This window comes from Paenibacillus sp. 481, from assembly GCF_021223605.1.
Classification (GTDB): Bacteria; Bacillota; Bacilli; order Paenibacillales; family Paenibacillaceae; genus Paenibacillus_B.
The window spans coordinates 2,504,399-2,521,333 of record NZ_CP075175.1 but is presented as its reverse complement, the minus strand read 5'-3'; the positions used below and the strand labels follow the sequence as shown (position 1 = coordinate 2,521,333).

The 16,935-nt window shown below is 46.3% G+C and carries 14 protein-coding genes and 1 pseudogene; 8 read left to right on the top strand and 7 right to left on the bottom strand.

Features of this window, described 5'->3' with window-relative positions:
* The first annotated feature begins 103 nt into the window (after positions 1 to 103).
* From KIK04_RS11025 to KIK04_RS11010, 4 genes are all read left to right on the top strand, one after another.
* The gene (locus KIK04_RS11025) at positions 104 to 997 is read left to right on the top strand and encodes a lipoate--protein ligase family protein (RefSeq protein ID WP_442951166.1); all 894 of its coding nucleotides are present in this window, start codon (positions 104 to 106) and stop codon (positions 995 to 997) included.
* Positions 998 to 1,282: 285 nt separating this feature from the next.
* The gene (locus KIK04_RS11020) at positions 1,283 to 2,497 is read left to right on the top strand and encodes an esterase-like activity of phytase family protein (RefSeq protein ID WP_232278270.1); all 1,215 of its coding nucleotides are present in this window, start codon (positions 1,283 to 1,285) and stop codon (positions 2,495 to 2,497) included.
* 311 nt (positions 2,498 to 2,808) lie between these two features.
* Positions 2,809 to 2,901 (top strand): DMT family transporter, encoded by a 93-nt coding sequence (locus KIK04_RS11015; RefSeq protein WP_232278692.1) that lies wholly within the window; start codon positions 2,809 to 2,811, stop codon positions 2,899 to 2,901.
* 357 nt (positions 2,902 to 3,258) lie between these two features.
* On the top strand, positions 3,259 to 4,596 hold the full coding sequence (locus KIK04_RS11010) for a sodium-dependent transporter (RefSeq protein WP_232278269.1): 1,338 nt from the start codon (positions 3,259 to 3,261) through the stop codon (positions 4,594 to 4,596).
* Between the two features lie 143 nt (positions 4,597 to 4,739).
* Here the strand turns inward: KIK04_RS11010 and fahA are convergent, their stop codons facing one another.
* From fahA to KIK04_RS10985, 5 genes and pseudogenes are all read right to left on the bottom strand, one after another.
* Positions 4,740 to 6,020: a fumarylacetoacetase gene (gene fahA / locus KIK04_RS11005; protein WP_232278268.1), complete on the bottom strand. Its 1,281-nt coding sequence runs from the start codon at positions 6,018 to 6,020 to the stop codon at positions 4,740 to 4,742.
* Between the two features lie 97 nt (positions 6,021 to 6,117).
* Positions 6,118 to 7,101 carry a hypothetical protein gene (locus KIK04_RS11000; RefSeq protein ID WP_232278691.1) on the bottom strand — a complete coding sequence of 328 codons (984 nt, stop codon included), beginning with the start codon at positions 7,099 to 7,101 and terminating at the stop codon, positions 6,118 to 6,120.
* A gap of 424 nt (positions 7,102 to 7,525) precedes the next feature.
* A pseudogene (locus tag KIK04_RS10995) lies at positions 7,526 to 7,879 on the bottom strand (ArsR/SmtB family transcription factor); the annotation flags it as partial.
* A 1-nt stretch (position 7,880) separates the two neighbouring features.
* Positions 7,881 to 8,309, bottom strand: coding sequence for an SRPBCC family protein (locus KIK04_RS10990; RefSeq protein WP_232278267.1), 429 nt, complete (start codon positions 8,307 to 8,309; stop codon positions 7,881 to 7,883).
* 208 nt (positions 8,310 to 8,517) lie between these two features.
* Positions 8,518 to 9,150, bottom strand: a complete 633-nt coding sequence (locus KIK04_RS10985) for a polysaccharide deacetylase family protein (protein WP_232278266.1) — start codon at positions 9,148 to 9,150, stop codon at positions 8,518 to 8,520.
* A 156-nt stretch (positions 9,151 to 9,306) separates the two neighbouring features.
* On the opposite strand from KIK04_RS10985, the gene KIK04_RS10980 reads away from it, so the two are divergent.
* From KIK04_RS10980 to KIK04_RS10970, 3 genes are all read left to right on the top strand, one after another.
* Positions 9,307 to 10,023, top strand: coding sequence for a glycosyltransferase family 2 protein (locus KIK04_RS10980; RefSeq protein ID WP_232278265.1), 717 nt, complete (start codon positions 9,307 to 9,309; stop codon positions 10,021 to 10,023).
* Positions 10,024 to 10,270: 247 nt separating this feature from the next.
* The gene (locus KIK04_RS10975) at positions 10,271 to 10,987 is read left to right on the top strand and encodes a glycosyltransferase family 2 protein (RefSeq protein WP_232278264.1); all 717 of its coding nucleotides are present in this window, start codon (positions 10,271 to 10,273) and stop codon (positions 10,985 to 10,987) included.
* 287 nt (positions 10,988 to 11,274) lie between these two features.
* Positions 11,275 to 12,321, top strand: coding sequence for an LLM class flavin-dependent oxidoreductase (locus KIK04_RS10970; protein ID WP_232278690.1), 1,047 nt, complete (start codon positions 11,275 to 11,277; stop codon positions 12,319 to 12,321).
* 191 nt (positions 12,322 to 12,512) lie between these two features.
* On the opposite strand, the gene rlmN is transcribed toward KIK04_RS10970, so the two are convergent.
* Together rlmN and KIK04_RS10960 are read right to left on the bottom strand one after the other, a co-directional pair.
* Positions 12,513 to 13,616 carry a dual-specificity RNA methyltransferase RlmN gene (gene rlmN, locus KIK04_RS10965; RefSeq protein ID WP_232278263.1) on the bottom strand — a complete coding sequence of 368 codons (1,104 nt, stop codon included), beginning with the start codon at positions 13,614 to 13,616 and terminating at the stop codon, positions 12,513 to 12,515.
* Between the two features lie 142 nt (positions 13,617 to 13,758).
* Positions 13,759 to 15,204, bottom strand: a complete 1,446-nt coding sequence (locus KIK04_RS10960) for an ATP-binding protein (RefSeq protein WP_232278262.1) — start codon at positions 15,202 to 15,204, stop codon at positions 13,759 to 13,761.
* 207 nt (positions 15,205 to 15,411) lie between these two features.
* Between KIK04_RS10960 and KIK04_RS10955 the strand changes: the two genes are divergently transcribed.
* Positions 15,412 to 16,818 carry a choice-of-anchor I domain-containing protein gene (locus KIK04_RS10955; protein WP_232278261.1) on the top strand — a complete coding sequence of 469 codons (1,407 nt, stop codon included), beginning with the start codon at positions 15,412 to 15,414 and terminating at the stop codon, positions 16,816 to 16,818.
* Positions 16,819 to 16,935: the final 117 nt, after the last annotated feature.

Below are 16,935 nucleotides of genomic sequence, written 5' to 3'. Positions count from 1 at the left end.
AATTCGTGCTAACATAAAGGTGTTTCAGACATTTTCACACGTATTCAACAGGGTATTCAGGAAAGGGAAGGGGAATTTCTGCGTGACGAACGGGCGAGTACATGTGGACCAGAACATTCGAGACAGCCAAACTAGTAATGAAAATAACGATATTCAGGGACTCGATCAAGACTTCGAACAGGGGCTCGAAAATATGCTTATCCTTGATCGAACAAATGATTTTACGGAACAGGATGTATTGTATTCGTTCGCCCTAGATGAACTGCTGTGCAAGCAGACGGGCAAAGGGGGCCCGCCGATCTGTCATTTATGGCGGCATCCGCGCGCGTTCTCGATGGGGCTACGAGATAGCCGATTGCCGCTGGCTGCACAGGCTCAGCAATGGTTGGAGGCGCAAGGCTATTCTACAGCGATCCGCAATTCCGGCGGAGCTGCTGTGCCGCTTGACCTTGGCGTGGTCAATGTCTCACTCATCTTGCCTAAGACGGGGCAGGAGGATGTCCATTTTCATAGCGACTTTGAGCGTATGTATCGCTTGATCCAGTTGGCTTTGCATGCAAGTGGAGGCAAGGTGGATAAAGGAGAAATCGAAGGGGCGTATTGCCCTGGGGATTACGATCTGAGCGTTGGCGGACGCAAGTTCTGCGGAATTGCGCAGCGGCGGCAGGCCCATGCTTACATTGTGCAAGGATTTATCGTGGCCGCCGGTTCTGGCCGAGAACGTGCGCAGCTTGTGCGCGAGTTCTATGAGCGGGCTGCTAAGGGGGCAGAGAATGCTAAGTACCCCGTGGTCGTTGAAAATAGTACAGCTAGCTTAGAAGAGCTGATTGAGCTTGGCCCCGATGCCGCGCATGTATTTGCTGAGGGTATTAAGCGGGTTGTTCGGGAGCGCCAGAATCCAGCTGTATTGGAGCAAGCTGCGGAACGATTCCACCTGCCTGAAGCGGGGCAAGTTCGCGAAATGGCCGAAGTGCTGCGACGACGTTACGCCATTTAGCCATTTAGGCGTTTAGCCGTTTAAGTGAACCGCACAGCTATTTATTTACACCGTATGGAATGGATTGTATGATAAACTCAGCAAAACTCATCATACTTTCCTCTTCTTTTTTTCTTACACTTACATTTAAACTCACATCATGAACAACACATCACTCATTCTATGAAATTCAAATTGTACTTCTCATTTAATAGGAGAGATTTTTAAATTTTGCTTCGAAAGGGGGTGGCTTTCTCTACAGTCTATAGAAGTTATTCATATGGATACATAAATAGGGAGGCGACAATGACGTTGAACAAAACCGCGAGAAAACGCTTTATATTTGCTTTGATGGCAGTAATGACCTTTAGCTCTCTGCCCACTGCATATGCTTCGATTGCGGATTGTGGGCATGGCTTTGCGGTCACAGCAGAGTATGAATGGAAAAAGGCAGCCACCCTTGGCAAAGGCATTCGTGAAGGGGGCTTGTCTGGACTTGTGCGTATACCGTCCGATCCGGCAAACGTGTTTTACACGGTTGCGGACCGCGGGCCGCATGGCGAAGTGGGGGCACATAAGCGCGGCACGACTACAAGTTCAAGTGATGCGACTTCATCGCGGCTGTACAAAATTCGTGTCAGCCATGGGGAAATCGAAGTGCTGGAGACAATTAAGATTCGTCAGCCTGGAGTTCGTACTGAGGGACTTCATTTGGAGGGGATTGCTTACAATCCGAATGATGATACGTTCTGGCTTGGCGAGCATTACCGCCCTTCTTTAGTGCAAATAAAGCGCAACGGAACGATTGTAGGGCGCTATGTACCAGAAGGTACGAAGGAGCAGCTGCGGCAAGCGGGGGTAAGAGAGCAAGGGAATACGGTTGAAATGATCCCCGCTTCTTATCGCAACCTTGCTCAACAGCGCGGCTTTGAAAATGTGACGATTTCTCCTGACGGCAAATATTTGTTCGCGACAACGCAAAGTTCGCTGGCAGCTGGACAAGCGTCACGGCATTTTCGTGTCTTGAAATTGGACTTAAAGAAAAAGAAGGCCGTTGCTGAATATGTCTATCAAACGGATCGTGCAGCTGACTATAAACATGTACAACAGCAAGATATTGTGCTGAGCGAGTTATCTGCGCTGTCGACTAGTAAGCTGCTCGTCAATGAGAATGATACTTATGAAGGTACTAAGTCGAAATTGAAGCGCATTTATAGAGCTGATTTTGAACATGCGACGAATATTCTTGGGAGCAAGGTGAGCGACAATTTGGAGAAGCTGTCACCTGCTGATTTGAAAGCAAAAGGGATTGTCGTTGCCTCGAAAAAGGGTGTCGTTGATCTCGTTACCCTCGGGTATGCCAACATTAAGCCCGAGGGCTTAACGGTTATCGATGAGTTTACGCTGGCACTCGTAAATGATAACGACTATGGCGTAAATTATGATCGGTCGAGCAACTTGGTTCAAACGGGCGTGCCTACCAAGCTGCAAATTATTAGTTTGCTGGAAGGGATGAAGTAGCTTCAGCCGCGTTACACGTATAAGGGATTGTTAGGCGGCACCCGCGGAAGCAGGTGCCGCCTTTGACATGCTGCGATCATGTTGGTGGCTTAGCAAATGCCATCTCAAGCTATAATGCTTATTGTGCTTGGGAGCTGATTTCCATCCTGTTCGTCAAAGGAATGCCTGCGCTACGAAGCCAAGCTTCCAACTTCCGAATTTTTGTGGTCACATTGGGATTGCACATAATCCAACCGCTCTGCGGCGCGAGATATGTTGCCCTCAAACACGTTACGGAACATCCCCATTGGAGCTCCTATTTGTTTCTTATCGTGACACTCGGTACGAGTTTTTCATTATTGTCGTTTGCAATGAATAACATTTCAATGGGAACCGCCTACGGGGTTCAAGTATCCAAGCCATAGTAGTGCATCCAACACAAGCAAGTGGATAGATTCCTAATACGATATTAAAGAGTGAATGCCATAAATCCGGTCTGTTGTGGAAGGCATAAGATATTGTAAGTACCGAGGAACTTTTTCATATGTCCCCTGAATGCGATATAGAAATGTTGCCACAACAACGAAATAACACTCTTTTTAAAAATTGACTAGTATACCAGATAACAATTTACTTGTAAGTATGTTCAATATCTAATCAACATATGTATAAGTATGTATACCCCCAGTAGATTAACGTACTTTTGTAGTGGACAAAAAAACCCTTTTGCTGATATATTGTTAAAAAATATAATCGACTTATGAAAAAGGTGGGTAAACAATATGCAGCAATCCAATGTTGAACGCTTTACCTCAACAGGCTTTATCTTAACCGCAATTGGTAGCTCAATCGGCCTCGGGAACATGTGGAAGTTCCCCTATATTACGGGTCAGTACGGTGGCGCAGCCTTCTTCTTGTTGTTTATCGTTTGCCTACTCATTGTTGGACTACCTGTGCTATTGGCTGAAATGGCGATAGGCCGCAGCGGTCGTGGGAATGGGGTTACTTCTTTTCTAGCGTTATCTTCTAATAATAAAAAGTGGGGCTCCCTTGGTTTCATTTCTGTTCTTGCGGCGTTTCTAGTCTTGTCCTTCTACTCCGTTGTAGCAGGCTGGACAATGCATTACGCGGTTCTATCCTTCTCTGATTTATTGTACACCGATCATTTATTTACAGAACGTTTTACTAACTTTACCGCGGGATATATGCCGCTAATGTGGCAGACCGTTGCCATGGTGGGTACGGGTATCGTAGTTGGTAGAGGCATTTCAGGCGGTATTGAGAAATTTAATAAAATATTAGTGCCAGGGCTCGTTATTATTTTGATTATCTTAATGGGTAGAGCTCTTACGCTTCCTAACGCGATGGCAGGGGTTGAGTTTTTCCTGAAGCCTGACTTCTCCAAGCTTACTGCTGAATCCGCGCTCGTCGCACTCGGCCACGCCTTCTTCTCCCTCTCTCTCGGGATGGGAATTATGATTACATACGGTAGCTATATGAAAAAGCAGCAATCGCTTAAATCCGCGGTATTCGCAGTAGGTGTAGGTGATTTGCTGTATGCTCTCATTGCGGGGTTAATTATTTTCCCGACTTCATTTGCTTATAATATTGAACCTACACAAGGCGCAGGACTTGCCTTTATGGCTCTGCCAGCCGCGTTCGCTGCAATGCCGTTCGGCCATTTGTTCGGCGGCCTGTTCTTCCTTCTCTTAGCCATTGCCGCTCTGACATCAGCGGTATCTATTCTAGAGGTTCCTGTTGCTTACGCGATGGGCAAATGGAAATGGACTCGTGTCAAAGCAACGGTCATTACCACGTTCGCTTGTTTCTTAGTCGGTGCCTTGTCCGCTCTATCAGGAACGAGCTTGCTTGCAGACTTTACGTTGTTCGGCAAATCATTTATGGATCTAGTAGACTTCCTGACATCGAACATCTTGCTTCCGTTTGGTGGACTCATCGTGACTATCTTTGCGGGCTATGCTTGGAAACAAGTGCGTCAAGATACAGGAATTGATGGCGCTTGGTTTAAATGGTGGATGTTCTTGCTGCGCTACATCGCGCCCGTGCTCATTTTGGCTATTTTGCTCTATTCAGCAGGCATTTTGAACTTTTTTAATTGAAAATAAGACATGAAAAAGCGGATGCGGCTCCCTCTTTATAGTGGGCAGCATCCGCTCTTTCTATCATCTAAACGTCGTATATTTAATCCTCTGCGAAGTGGCAGTGGTTTCACAAGTGCGGGATTATCATGTGCGGGTTAGTCCTATGCCGGATTATCATGTGCAGGTAGCACACGCCCCGTCACTTCACCGAAACCAACGCGATACCCTTCACCCTGACACCAGCCAGTAATGGAAACCTCGTCGCCATCCTCTAACCAGATACGCTGCTCACCGTTATGCAGCTGAAGCGGCTCCGTTCCACGCCATGTAAGCTCCAACATACACCCGAGCGAGTCCTTTGTTGGACCGCTAATCGTTCCCGAAGCTAATAAGTCCCCCGGGCGTAAATTACAACCACCCACGGTATGATGAGCAATTTGTTGAGCCATGCTCCAATACAAATATTTAAAATTGCTAGCTGAAATCGTTTGCGATGTTTCGATCCCCTCGCCTGTCAGCCCAACCTGCAATTGAATATCAAAAGCTCCGGCGCCAGCCTGTTGCAAATAAGGAAGCGGCGCTGGTTCCTGCTCTGGTCCCGCTACACGAAAAGGTTCCAGCGCTTCAAGCGGAACGACCCATGGCGAGATAGATGTAGCGAAATTTTTCGCCAAGAACGGGCCTAATGGCTGGTACTCCCAAGCCTGAATATCCCTTGCGCTCCAATCGTTGACGAGCACAAGTCCAAAGATCTGCTCTTCGGCCTGCTCGATCGGAACCGATTGTCCGAGCTCATTACCAGGCCCAATGAGCCAGCCTAGTTCCAGCTCAAAGTCCAGTTGCCGTGAGGGACCAAAAAGCGGAGCCTGTGCATCGGCCGGCTTCATCTGGCCAAGCGGGCGGCGCACATCCGTACCGCTCACGACTACAGAGCTAGCTCGCCCGTGATAACCGACGGGCAGATGAGTCCAGTTCGGCATAAGGGCATTCTCTTTGCCGCGAAACATCGTTCCGACATTGGACGCGTGATACTTGGAAGCGTAGAAGTCGGTGTAATCGCCAATTTGAGCGGGCAACAGCAGCTCTACATCGTGAATAGGATGCAGTGCAGCAGCTCGCAGCACAGCATCATCACGTAAAGCCGGCTCATCTGCGCGCAGCAGCTGCTGCACTTGCGCTCGAACTTTGCGCCACGCCGTGCGTCCGAGCGCCATAAAGGCATTCAGCGAAGGCTGGCTGAATATATCCTTTCCCGCCACCGCCGTGGCATGAAAGTGCCCCGCCTTATCCAAGGCAGCTAAGTCCAACACATAGCTGCCGATGGCTACGCCAATTCGCGGATCCCCTCCGCTAAGCGGGCGGAATACGCCGTAAGGCAAATTGTGAATCGGAAAGTGGGATTGCGGATCCACTTCTATAAATGACCGTTCCGTCGATACCATATGTAATCCTCCTCAGTCCTATACTGTCCACGCTTAACCAGTAGTTCAACGTTCTGCATCAAGGTCCTGACTTAAGGCTCTCATTCAAGACTCTCATTTAAGATAAAATGTGCACTCTTCTCAAATCCTCTCGCGGCTCATCAAAGCTGCAACTGCCGAAAGAGCATACTAACTTGCGCAAATGCACGATTGCACGGCTAGTTACTACATGCTCACGCCAAGTAAGCCCCTTGTCTGTAAAACAAAAGTGATCTGGGTTCTCGTCAGTTAAAATGTCTTTTATTTCTTCGCTGCACAAAAGGTTGTATTTAGCGAGCATTCCCGCAGCAAATACATTCACAAAGCCGTGCATCTTCGTCCCCACTTCATCTCGGTGCATACGAAACGGATGATGAAGACCTGCGGTAAACTTCAATGGAATACCTCGGTTACGGCATCCTAAAATGACGGACGCTACCTGCGAAGGCTTCGGAAATGCATCTGCGGTAACGCCTCCCGTACGCAATTTCGCTCCGAGCCAAGGCTCCGTGCTGGCCTTATTTGCATTTTGAATACCGATCGCGTCAATTGTCTTATACAGTTGACTTTCCCAGCACCTTTCGTCCCAACCTTTGCGCGGAATAAGCTCACAAAATGGGTACACGCCTTGCTCTGACGTCTTGGCTGCAATGTACTTCAGCAGTTCCGCGTCTTCTGTGCTCGGCGGGAGAGGAAGCTCTAGTACTTCTACAGTTGCAGCATGACCATGCATACTCGTAAATTCGGCAATGAGCTGAAGATCTGCGTTGAGCCCTGTACGACAAGCTTCTGAATCTTCGCTCTTGCGTCCAAGAGCAGAAATACGTAATGGAGCATTACGGGAAAATAGCGATACATAGGAATGAAGCTCCGCAAGCCGCGACGCTGGAATAATAAAGCGTCCCAACATCCACTTATCTTCGCTTTTTAAATAAGCAGCATAATTGCGAATCGCTTCATCAAGTGACAGGCTTGCAGGTGGAAACAGACCTGCATAATCAATCAATTGCGCCATAAGGGCACGCAAGCTTTTATGTTGCGTCATGTTATCCGTGTTGCTCATCACCCATCATCCTCCTTTTACAGATCGCTTGTTCACTCCTTATCGTGCATTCCTCTCCTACCACTGGTTTATTCTTTTACTTATTCCAACTAGACCTTATTCCTTCATTTAGTGTATCGCACGTTGCGTACATTCAATTTAATATTCCAATAAGTGCCACGGATCATCTGGGCCTACTTGGACATCCCTTACATATGCTTGTTTCTATCTCTATAACTTAACAAGAGGCGTCCTCAAAAAAGGCGCCTCTTGTTGTACACTTTCGATTCTGTTTACTTACAACTTAGTTATCTTCCGTCCCATTACGCCCACGATTACTCATGACACTCATGTCATCTACGTCACCCGTGTCTCTCGCGTCACTCATGTCACTCATGCCACTCGTATCATTCACTTGTGCGCCAACTCGCTCAACCACCTCAAGCGGAGCAAAAAAATCTCTACCATCCGACTCATCGGACTCCACGAAGCGCTTGAGGATAGACAGCTTATTTTCCCAGTATCGCTCATAATAAGCGAGCCAACGTTTCAGCTCCAGCAGCGGCTCCGGCTCCAGCCGATAGCGAGTTTCACGACCGACCTTACGGTCTTTGACGAGTCCCGCATCCGCTAAGATGCGCAAATGCTTGGAAACAGCCGTCCGACTTATCGGAAAATGGCCGCTTATAACGGTAACCGACATCTCCTCGTCCGCCAGCAGCTGTAACAGCTTGCGGCGGGTCGGGTCTGCTACTGCCTGAAATACGTCATGTTTAGGTGCAGCCGAAGACGCGGCCATCTTAGGCCTCAACGTAAGCGCTCAGCGCCTTTACGATGCCAACCCAGCCTTGGCCCATACGCTCACGAACGACCGTATGCGGCTGACCGAACTCTGTCACTTTATTCGCATCCCAGCCTGCATGGATGAGAGTGAACTCGGTTTGTCCTTCACCGAGATCAACGAGTTGAAACGTAATCTTCCAATCTTGTGCCCAATCAAAAGAAAGTCGATTAGGCGGTTCAATTTCGGTTACTTTGCAAGGTGACATTCCAAACTGACCTGCATTCAAATGAAATTCATAGCCTTCTATAGGTTTAAAATCGTTCGGCATAAACCACACCGCGATTCCTTCTGATGTCGCAACCGCATCCCATACCTTTTGTATAGATGCGTTCAGTACGATCGTTTGGCGAATCTCCTGCAATGTTTCTGGGGTGTTCTGTTCCATCAAGTGCCTCCTACTAAGTTGCGATGTTTTAGGTTGTGCTGTCGTCGCTAAAATATCCCGCGTAACGAGTAGTGCATAACAAGAAGCGCGTTGCGAGTATTTCGTAGCGGTCAACTGCACATCAGATATGAAACGATTAGGTTTCACATCCCTCCCCTTCATTATATGAAACCTTTTGGTTTCACGTCAAACTCTCCCCTACATTTACCTACCGTGTAACAGGGGTCAGAGTAGCGTTCAGCCGTCTAAACACGTAGCCTTTATGCCGCAGAAAGCGAATAATTCGGGGGAGATAGCGGGCGGTTGCCGGTTTATCGTGCAGAAGAATAATTAATTTGGAGTCCGATTTACTTTGTTTAATAATCCGCTTTTTTAACAAGCTGACAAATTGTGCACTTGGATACCTCCAATCATCGCTATCCACATTCCAATCCCACAGACGGTACCCCGCCTGCTCTACAGCTTTCAGATAAGCAGGCTTCATATACGGAACACTTCCGTACGGCGCTCGAACAAGCACCGTATCCTTGCCTGTTACCTCCCGCAAAGTTCTGCGGGTCTGGTTGAACTCGCTCAGCACGGAGTCGCTGGATGCGTAAAACACGCTCACTTGGTGTGTAACGCCGTGCAGCCCAACGGCATGTCCATTGCGGACAATACGCTGCGCAACTCCCGGCCATTGACGGATTTGCGGCTCCAGCATAAAGAACGTCGCTTTTACTTTATGACGCTGCAAAGTGCGTAAGATGCGTTTCGTTACGAGCTTCGGTCCATCATCGAACGTAAGATAAGCCACTTTTTTTTGCGCTTGGTCACCCTTTGTTTTAGCGTGCTTGTTCATACGCTTCCCTCCAAGTTCTCATTTTCCACGTTGTACCCTATCCATAAGCCGTTTTTATTTTATATACAATTCATACATATATAGTGATTCCATTTTGCAAAAAATTGAGAAAAGGCCTAAGGCGATGAAATTCATTACGAGGGAGGGATACAACATATGACTACCAGCTCACATTGGAGTCCAAGTGGGGTTTCCATTATTACGTGCACCAATCGTGCCCGCTACATGAAAAATGTGTTTCACAACTACGACAAACAAACATGGAAGCATAAAGAGCTCATTATCATTTTGAACAATGATGATATGAATGTTCATACGTATAAACAAATGGCCAAAAGATATGCACATGTATCCGTCTATCAACTGCCTGAAAAAACTTCGTTAGGCTCCTGCCTCAATTTCGGTGTGTTCAAAACCAAATATAACTACATTGCCAAGTTTGATGACGACGATTTTTATTCTACCTCCTATTTGGCTGATTCCATGGACGCATTATGGCGGTCGAAAGCAGATGTAGTTGGCAAGAAATCTTTCTACTGTTGGCTTGGCGGCAGGAAATTGCTCATCCTGCGCTCTCCAGGGGCCGATCATAAGTATGTGAGTATTCTCCCTGGCGCCACCCTCGTGTTCCGTAAAAGAGTATTTGAACATGTTCGTTTCGCGAACATAAGTGTTGGCGAGGATGACCAGTTCTGTCGTGATAGTCGGGCCAAGGGCTATACCCTTTACTCAGGCGGGAAATATAATTTCACTGCGATTCGTCGAAAAAATGCAAGCGGCCACACATGGAAAATTACAGAACAAAGACTACTGCATAAAAATGTGAAAATCGTATACGGGGTGCGTCGATTTAAGAGATACGTAAGTAGATAGTTTTAATAGAAGGCGGTCTCATCGTCCTCATTTTTGGCATGCTAGGGGCCGCTAAACTCTTTTTTTTTGTAGATTACATACATATTGCTGGCTTGCGAAAGTTATATGATCCTCTTTTCCACGATGTATCCGGTTCGTGTGCCGTTTCGATTTTGCTAGAAATGTATAGCATATTAAATGATGATTCTATGAAAATAGAAAATATTCATAGTCGGACAAAGGGAGCACGAAGGAGGTATCATCCTGTATGGCTAAAAAGCAACAACCTCAACCGAAGGGCGTTTCGATTATTACGTGCACTAGACGAGCCCACTTTATTCACAATGTTTTTCGCAACTATAATCGACAAACGTGGGCTAAAAAAGAGCTGATTATCATTTTAAACAAAGATGATATGAAGATTGCCGTCTATAAACAGTTGGCTAAAAAATATAAAAATGTATCCATCTATCAACTACCTGAAAAAACTTCGTTAGGCCACTGCCTGAATCTGGGCGTCAGTAAGTCGAAGTATGACTACGTTGCCAAATTTGATGATGACGATTATTACGCCCCTAAATATGTTGCGGGCTCGGTGCGTGCGATTGAGAATTCTAAGGCTGATATTGTGGGAAAACGCGCTTATTATTGCTGGCTTGAGGGTAAGCGGACGCTTGTTCTTCGCTTTCCTAAAACAGAGAACAAATTTGTACGAGTTGTCGCAGGGGCCACCTTATTTATGAAAAGGGAAGTGCTGCGAAATGTCCCCTTCTCTAATGTTAGCCTCGGGGAAGATGTGCAGTTCTGTACGGATAGTCGGGCCAAGGGATATCGGCTTTACGCGGGTAGTAAGTACAATTTTGCTGCCATACGTCGTAAAAATCGGGCGGGTCATACGTGGAAAGCGAAGGATGATTATATTTTGAAAAGGAATGCTAAAATTGTTCCCGGTGTGCGCGACTTCAGAAAATACGTAACGAAATAACAGGGAGCTGCGCTTGATTGGACAAGGAGGGCACTTTAACTTCGGATTCATGTTTATGATTATGATTTCCGAGTTGAAGTGCTCTTCTTTTTGATGTGTCGTGGGTGCGTCTTTGGTGTGTCGTTGGTGTACCGTTAGTATATTCTGTGGGCACGCTCACTCGCTTACCGAGTAACTGAAACTGAGTTTGATGCAATTAAGTCGACATGTTACACTTTTTGATGAAGATGTTGTACACATGGTTTACATGAAATGAATGTCCATTTTCAAGAGAGGGTGACATGAATATGTTTGAAGACGGCACGACACATAGGCAACAGAAACAAGTTCATGATGTTCCTTTTTCCATATTAGATCTTGCCCCGATCGTTGCTGGCAGCACGGCGGCTCAATCGTTTAGCCATACGCTTGACCTTGCCCGTCATGCTGAACAGTGGGGCTACCACAGATATTGGCTCGCTGAGCATCATAATATGCCAGGTGTAGCTAGTTCAGCCACCTCTTTAATTATCGGCTATGTCGCCGCCGGAACGAATACGATTCGGGTAGGGTCTGGCGGCATTATGCTACCTAACCATGCGCCGTTAGTTATTGCGGAGCAGTTCGGCACACTGGAATCAATGTATCCAGGCCGGATTGATCTTGGTCTTGGACGGGCCCCTGGTTCTGACCAGCTTACCGCCCGTGCCCTGCGGCGAGGCCTGGACAGTACGGGGCAAGATTTCCCGCAGCTGTTAAGTGAGCTGCGTGCTTATTTGAACCCAGCAGCGTTCGGCACGACGGGCGTGCGCGCTATTCCAGGCGAAGGGCTGAACATCCCGCTTTGGCTGCTTGGGTCCAGCGGCTTTAGCGCTCAGCTTGCAGGCCAGCTTGGGCTACCTTTTGCCTTCGCGAGCCACTTTGCACCGGACTACTTGCTACCAGCTCTAGAGCTGTATCGCAATAGTTTCCGCCCTTCGGAAGCGCTGGACAAGCCTTACGTGATGGTCGGTGTAAACGCCATTGCGGCTGACACCGATGAGGAAGCTCGCTGGCTTGCTACTTCCCAAGAGCAGCAGTTCCTTAACTTGATCCGTGGAGTTCCCGGACAGTTGCAGGCTCCGGTTCCTGTGGACAGCATGGACAGCCTCTGGAACGAGCAGGAAAAAGCGATGGTTCGTAAAATGCTGCATTACTCCATCACAGGGGATAAGACGACTGTGCAGGACAAGCTTCAGTCGTTCCTGAACGAAACGCAGGCTGACGAATTGATGATTACGGCTCATGTTCATAATCATCAAGCCCGTTTGCATTCTTATGAGATCATGGCAGAGATGATGAAACAAAGCCTATAGCAATTTGATGCATGAGTCCTTGAACTGCTTATCATACAGTTCAAGGACTTTTTTGCCACAGCCGATAGTAAATCTCGCTGACGATGTCTTTAACATCCTCTTTATTCGTAAATTGAACATAAAAAAATAAGTAAGCAACAGCCTCTTCGATGTGCCATATACACATCTTGAGAATATCGCTTACTTACTTGTTAAGAGCTACAGGAAGGAGCCTTGTCCTTCTCACTACCTGCTTCCTGTGCCTTCTTCATTTGCTTGCTTCGCAGCTGACCGCACGCGGCATCAATGTCTGTGCCGTGTTCAAGACGAACGCTGCTATTGACGCCAGCTTTTTTCAGCACATCATAGAACTCTTTCACGGAATCACGTGAAGTTCTTTGATATTGGCTATGCTCATCTACCGGATTATACGGAATTAAGTTTACCTTTACCGTATTCAGCCTGTCCTTGATAAGCTCCGCCAATTGAGCCGCATGCTCCCGCTGATCGTTAACGTCCTTGAGCAAAATATACTCCAACGTCACTTTTTGATTCGTTGTCTTGAAATAGTAGTCCATCGCGTCCATTACTTTCTCAATCGGAATGGCGCGGTTAATTTTCATAATTTGCGTACGTAGCTCATTGTTAGGCGCATGTAACGAAATCGCAAGGTTTACCCGTAAGTTCAGATCCGCGAATTCCACAATCTTACCTGCAAGGCCACTCGTCGATACAGTAATTCGTCTCGCACCGATGGCGAGTCCTTTATGATCCGTAATGACACGTAAAAAGTCTACCATGTTGGTGAAGTTATCAAACGGCTCACCAATACCCATGACAACAAGGTTGCTTACCTTCTCCCCTTGTCCCACACGATCAAGGTGATGCTGTACCTTCATCACTTGCTCGACAATTTCGCCGCTCGATAAGTCGCGGCTCTTCGCAATTAATCCACTCGCACAGAAGCTGCACCCGATGTTGCAGCCGACTTGCGTCGTCACACAGACCGACAAACCGTATTTATGACGCATCAATACGGTTTCAATTAAGTTCCCATCCTGCAACCGGAACAGAAATTTAACCGTTCCATCTGCGGATTCTTGCTTCACGTGCTCACTTAAAGTTTGAATCGCGAAATGTTCTCCCAAAACGGCGAGACAGTCTTTATGAACATCGGTCATATCTGAGAATTCGGTTACCCGCTTGCGATAAAGCAAATCCCATACTTGTAAGGCCCGAAACTTCTTATGCCCATGTTCCGCTAGCCATGTCGTCAATTGCTCTAGTGTTAATCCATAAATGGATTGATTATTCATCGTTATCCTCTTTTCGAAACGTAAAATTCGTAATATATGTTCCTATTCTACTCAAACATCCGAGTCTAGGCAGTCTGTTTATTATTGTCCCAAAAATTTTTTATTAACACAAGGGCTCTAGACTGCCTCTTATCACATCGCGTTAAACAGTTCGCTTGGAGCGGTGCTTCTCCGCATGCCCCAACAAATACAGGAACGCAAACGCAGGTATTCTCATAATGGGTGCATGATCTAATAATCCATAATCGTCACCATTTTTAGTGATGAGCAACGATGCAGCTGTTCCTTCTCGCTTTGACCATTCAACTATGGCCTCATTTTCCTTGATTCGTGGATGTTCACGGTATTTAATTTCTATTAATATTTTTGCATTTGGCATCATTACCACGAAATCAATTTCTTTCTGTGAGCTAGAATCGCGGAAGTAACCTACTTTAGGATTATAATTGTAATAAAATGTATGAACATGTTTGTATACGGCTGACTCAACGATCATTCCCATTTGATCAGCATCTTGCAGAACTTCTTCCCCTTGAAGTAATACTGCATTTCGAATTGCTGCATCCGCCAAATATACTTTGGGCTTTGCTTTCAACACCTTTTTTCCAGACATATCGACAGGATAGCTCGTATATATCAAATTAGCTAACTCCAAAAACTCCAAATATTTCAATGCGGTGGGACGTGTAATATCCATGTGATTTGAAATCGTTGTAGCTTCTATGATGTTTCCTGTTGTCATACATAAATATAAAAATATCCTCTCTAGCTCATCAATATGCCTCACTTTAAAAAGGGAAACCATGTCTCTCTTTAGAACTTTATCCACTACATCTTCTCTAATAATTCTTTGTCCATATGACACATCATCTGACTGGGCTATTTCAGGGAATCCTCCAATTAACAAATAGCGATGGAAATGCTTCTCCAAGGGCTGGAGTTTCCCCATAAAATCATGCAGCTCCGGCACACTCATTGCACTAAGTGATGTTGGTTTAATATTTTCATTTAATACAGGTGTGTCAATGCGGCGGAGTTCTAAATACTCATAAAAAGACAGGGTCGGTATTTGAATTTGCACCCATCTACCCACTCCACTTTCAGGCATTTTATCATTCAATACAGGGCTAGCTGATCCCGTAGCCATCACTCGAAATGAGGGATTATTGTCATAAATGGTTTTAAGCCACCCGCTCCACTCATGAGCATATTGAATTTCATCTAAAAATAAATAAATGTTCTCGCCCAGTGCTACATTATGCGTATATACTTTAATGATCCTGTCTATTTCGGACATTTTTAATAAAGGATGGTCGAACGAAACGTACAATATGTTTTTGGAGGGAACATTTGAGGTTAGCAAATCGTTAATCGTTTGATACATAATGGTCGATTTACCAACACGACGTGGTCCCGTAAGAATGACATGACGACGTATGGTTTGATGTTCAAAGCTCTTCTTTGCATCGAAATATGCAAATCTCTTGATAGGTTTTGCAAAATCATCATTAATTTGTCCTGTATCCCACCATCTATTGTAGCCTCTTAAAACCTGTAGTACATTTTCATCGGTAATTAGATCTTTCATGGCCGGTATCCCCTTTTTAATTTCATAATTATATTATAAATTATATCTCTAATTATGATAAGTATACTTTACACTTTTCATTAAATTTTTATCTTTTATTATAAAATTAAAAATTGAATGAATACTGAATTACATTATTTACTTTTGCCCATGTGTTCAATAAACTTAGAGATAGAACGTTAATATGATGAAGAAGGAGTGTTCCGATTGACTAATAAGTATTGGATCCTTTCTTTAACTGCAGCTTACATCATCGCATCCACAGCAACGCTCGCCCCTGCAGCCCATGCTCATTCCGATGACACCAAGCTTCATCAGGAATCGTCAGCCCAAGTTGTCCCTCAGGTAGAGGAGGACGACATTCAGCTTGAAGTTCACCGCAAGAGTGGGTTTCAACTAGCAGCCACATTTGCTATGCCAAGCAAGACAGCAGAGATTATTTCCTCCACACCCGATGGCAATTTCCTTCTCGTTTCAGAAGCTAACCTAGGCACTGTCAGCATCGTATCCATTGAGAATTTAAAGAATATTCATGTTGTAAAACAAGTCAGTTTAAAATCCCTTTCAGACAAAGCGGAAGTGACAAGCGTTGCCGTGTTGCCAAACGGTAAGTATGCACTCGCTGCGGTTCGCAAAGGCGATGATCTTCTTAACCCTAACAAAGGTGCTGTCGCTGTAATCGATATCGCGGCTGGTACTGTAGTCAAAACATACGAAGTCGGCATCGGACCCGATGCTGTCGCTATATCCAAAGACGGCTTGACCGTCGTTGTAAGTATCGAGGATGAGGAAGCTGATCCGGTTACGAATGAGATTGATTTTAGCCGCGTAAAGCGCCCTGGCTCGGTAGCCATTTTGTCGTTCCCGAACGGCGATGCCCTTAACGGAACGGTAACGGACGTTGCGATTGACCTGACGAATGCAGGTCCAACGGTTACGTATCCGAAAGATCCGCAGCCAGAATACGCGGACATTAGCCCAGACGGCAAGCTTGCAGCCGTGACGCTGCAAGAGAACAATGCCATTGCGATCATTGACCTGCAAGCCAAGACCGTACAAAAAGTGTTCGGCCTCGGCACTACGAAGCATAAGGCCGACTTGAAAAATGATGGCGTCGTGTCATTTGTTGACGATTTGACGGCACGTCCGGAGCCAGACGGCATCGTGTTTAGCCCCGACGGCAAATATGTGTTTACGGCCAATGAAGGTGACCTTGGCAAGGATGAGTTTAAAGACGGCGTGAAATCAGGTGGCCGCAACGTTATGGCTTGGGACTTGAATGGCAACGTCGTATATGACAGTCTGGCGCTTGTTGACCGTGCGAACGCGAAGCTCGGTTTGTACCCTGACGACCGCAGCCCTAACCGCGGTAGCGAAGTGGAGAATTTAACGGTAGGCGAGTTCGGCGACAAGCAAATTCTAGCCGTAGCCTCGGAGCGCGGAAACACCGTGTTGTTCTTCGATATTACGCGACCAACGAAGCCGAAATTGTTAAGCGTTGTCCCTGCTGGTGGCAAAGCTCCTGAAGGCATTCACAAAGTGAACAAGCGCAGCTTGTTCGTAAGTGCGGATGAGAAGTCGGGAACGTTAAGCTTCTACTCGCTGAAAGATTAATAACTAGTTCACCCCCTTCCCATACTATAAAAGAGGCTGGACCAGAAATGGTCTACTCGCTTGAGGCATACCTCTCATCGAGCTAAGTCATGCATAAAGATGAAAGAATGGCATTTC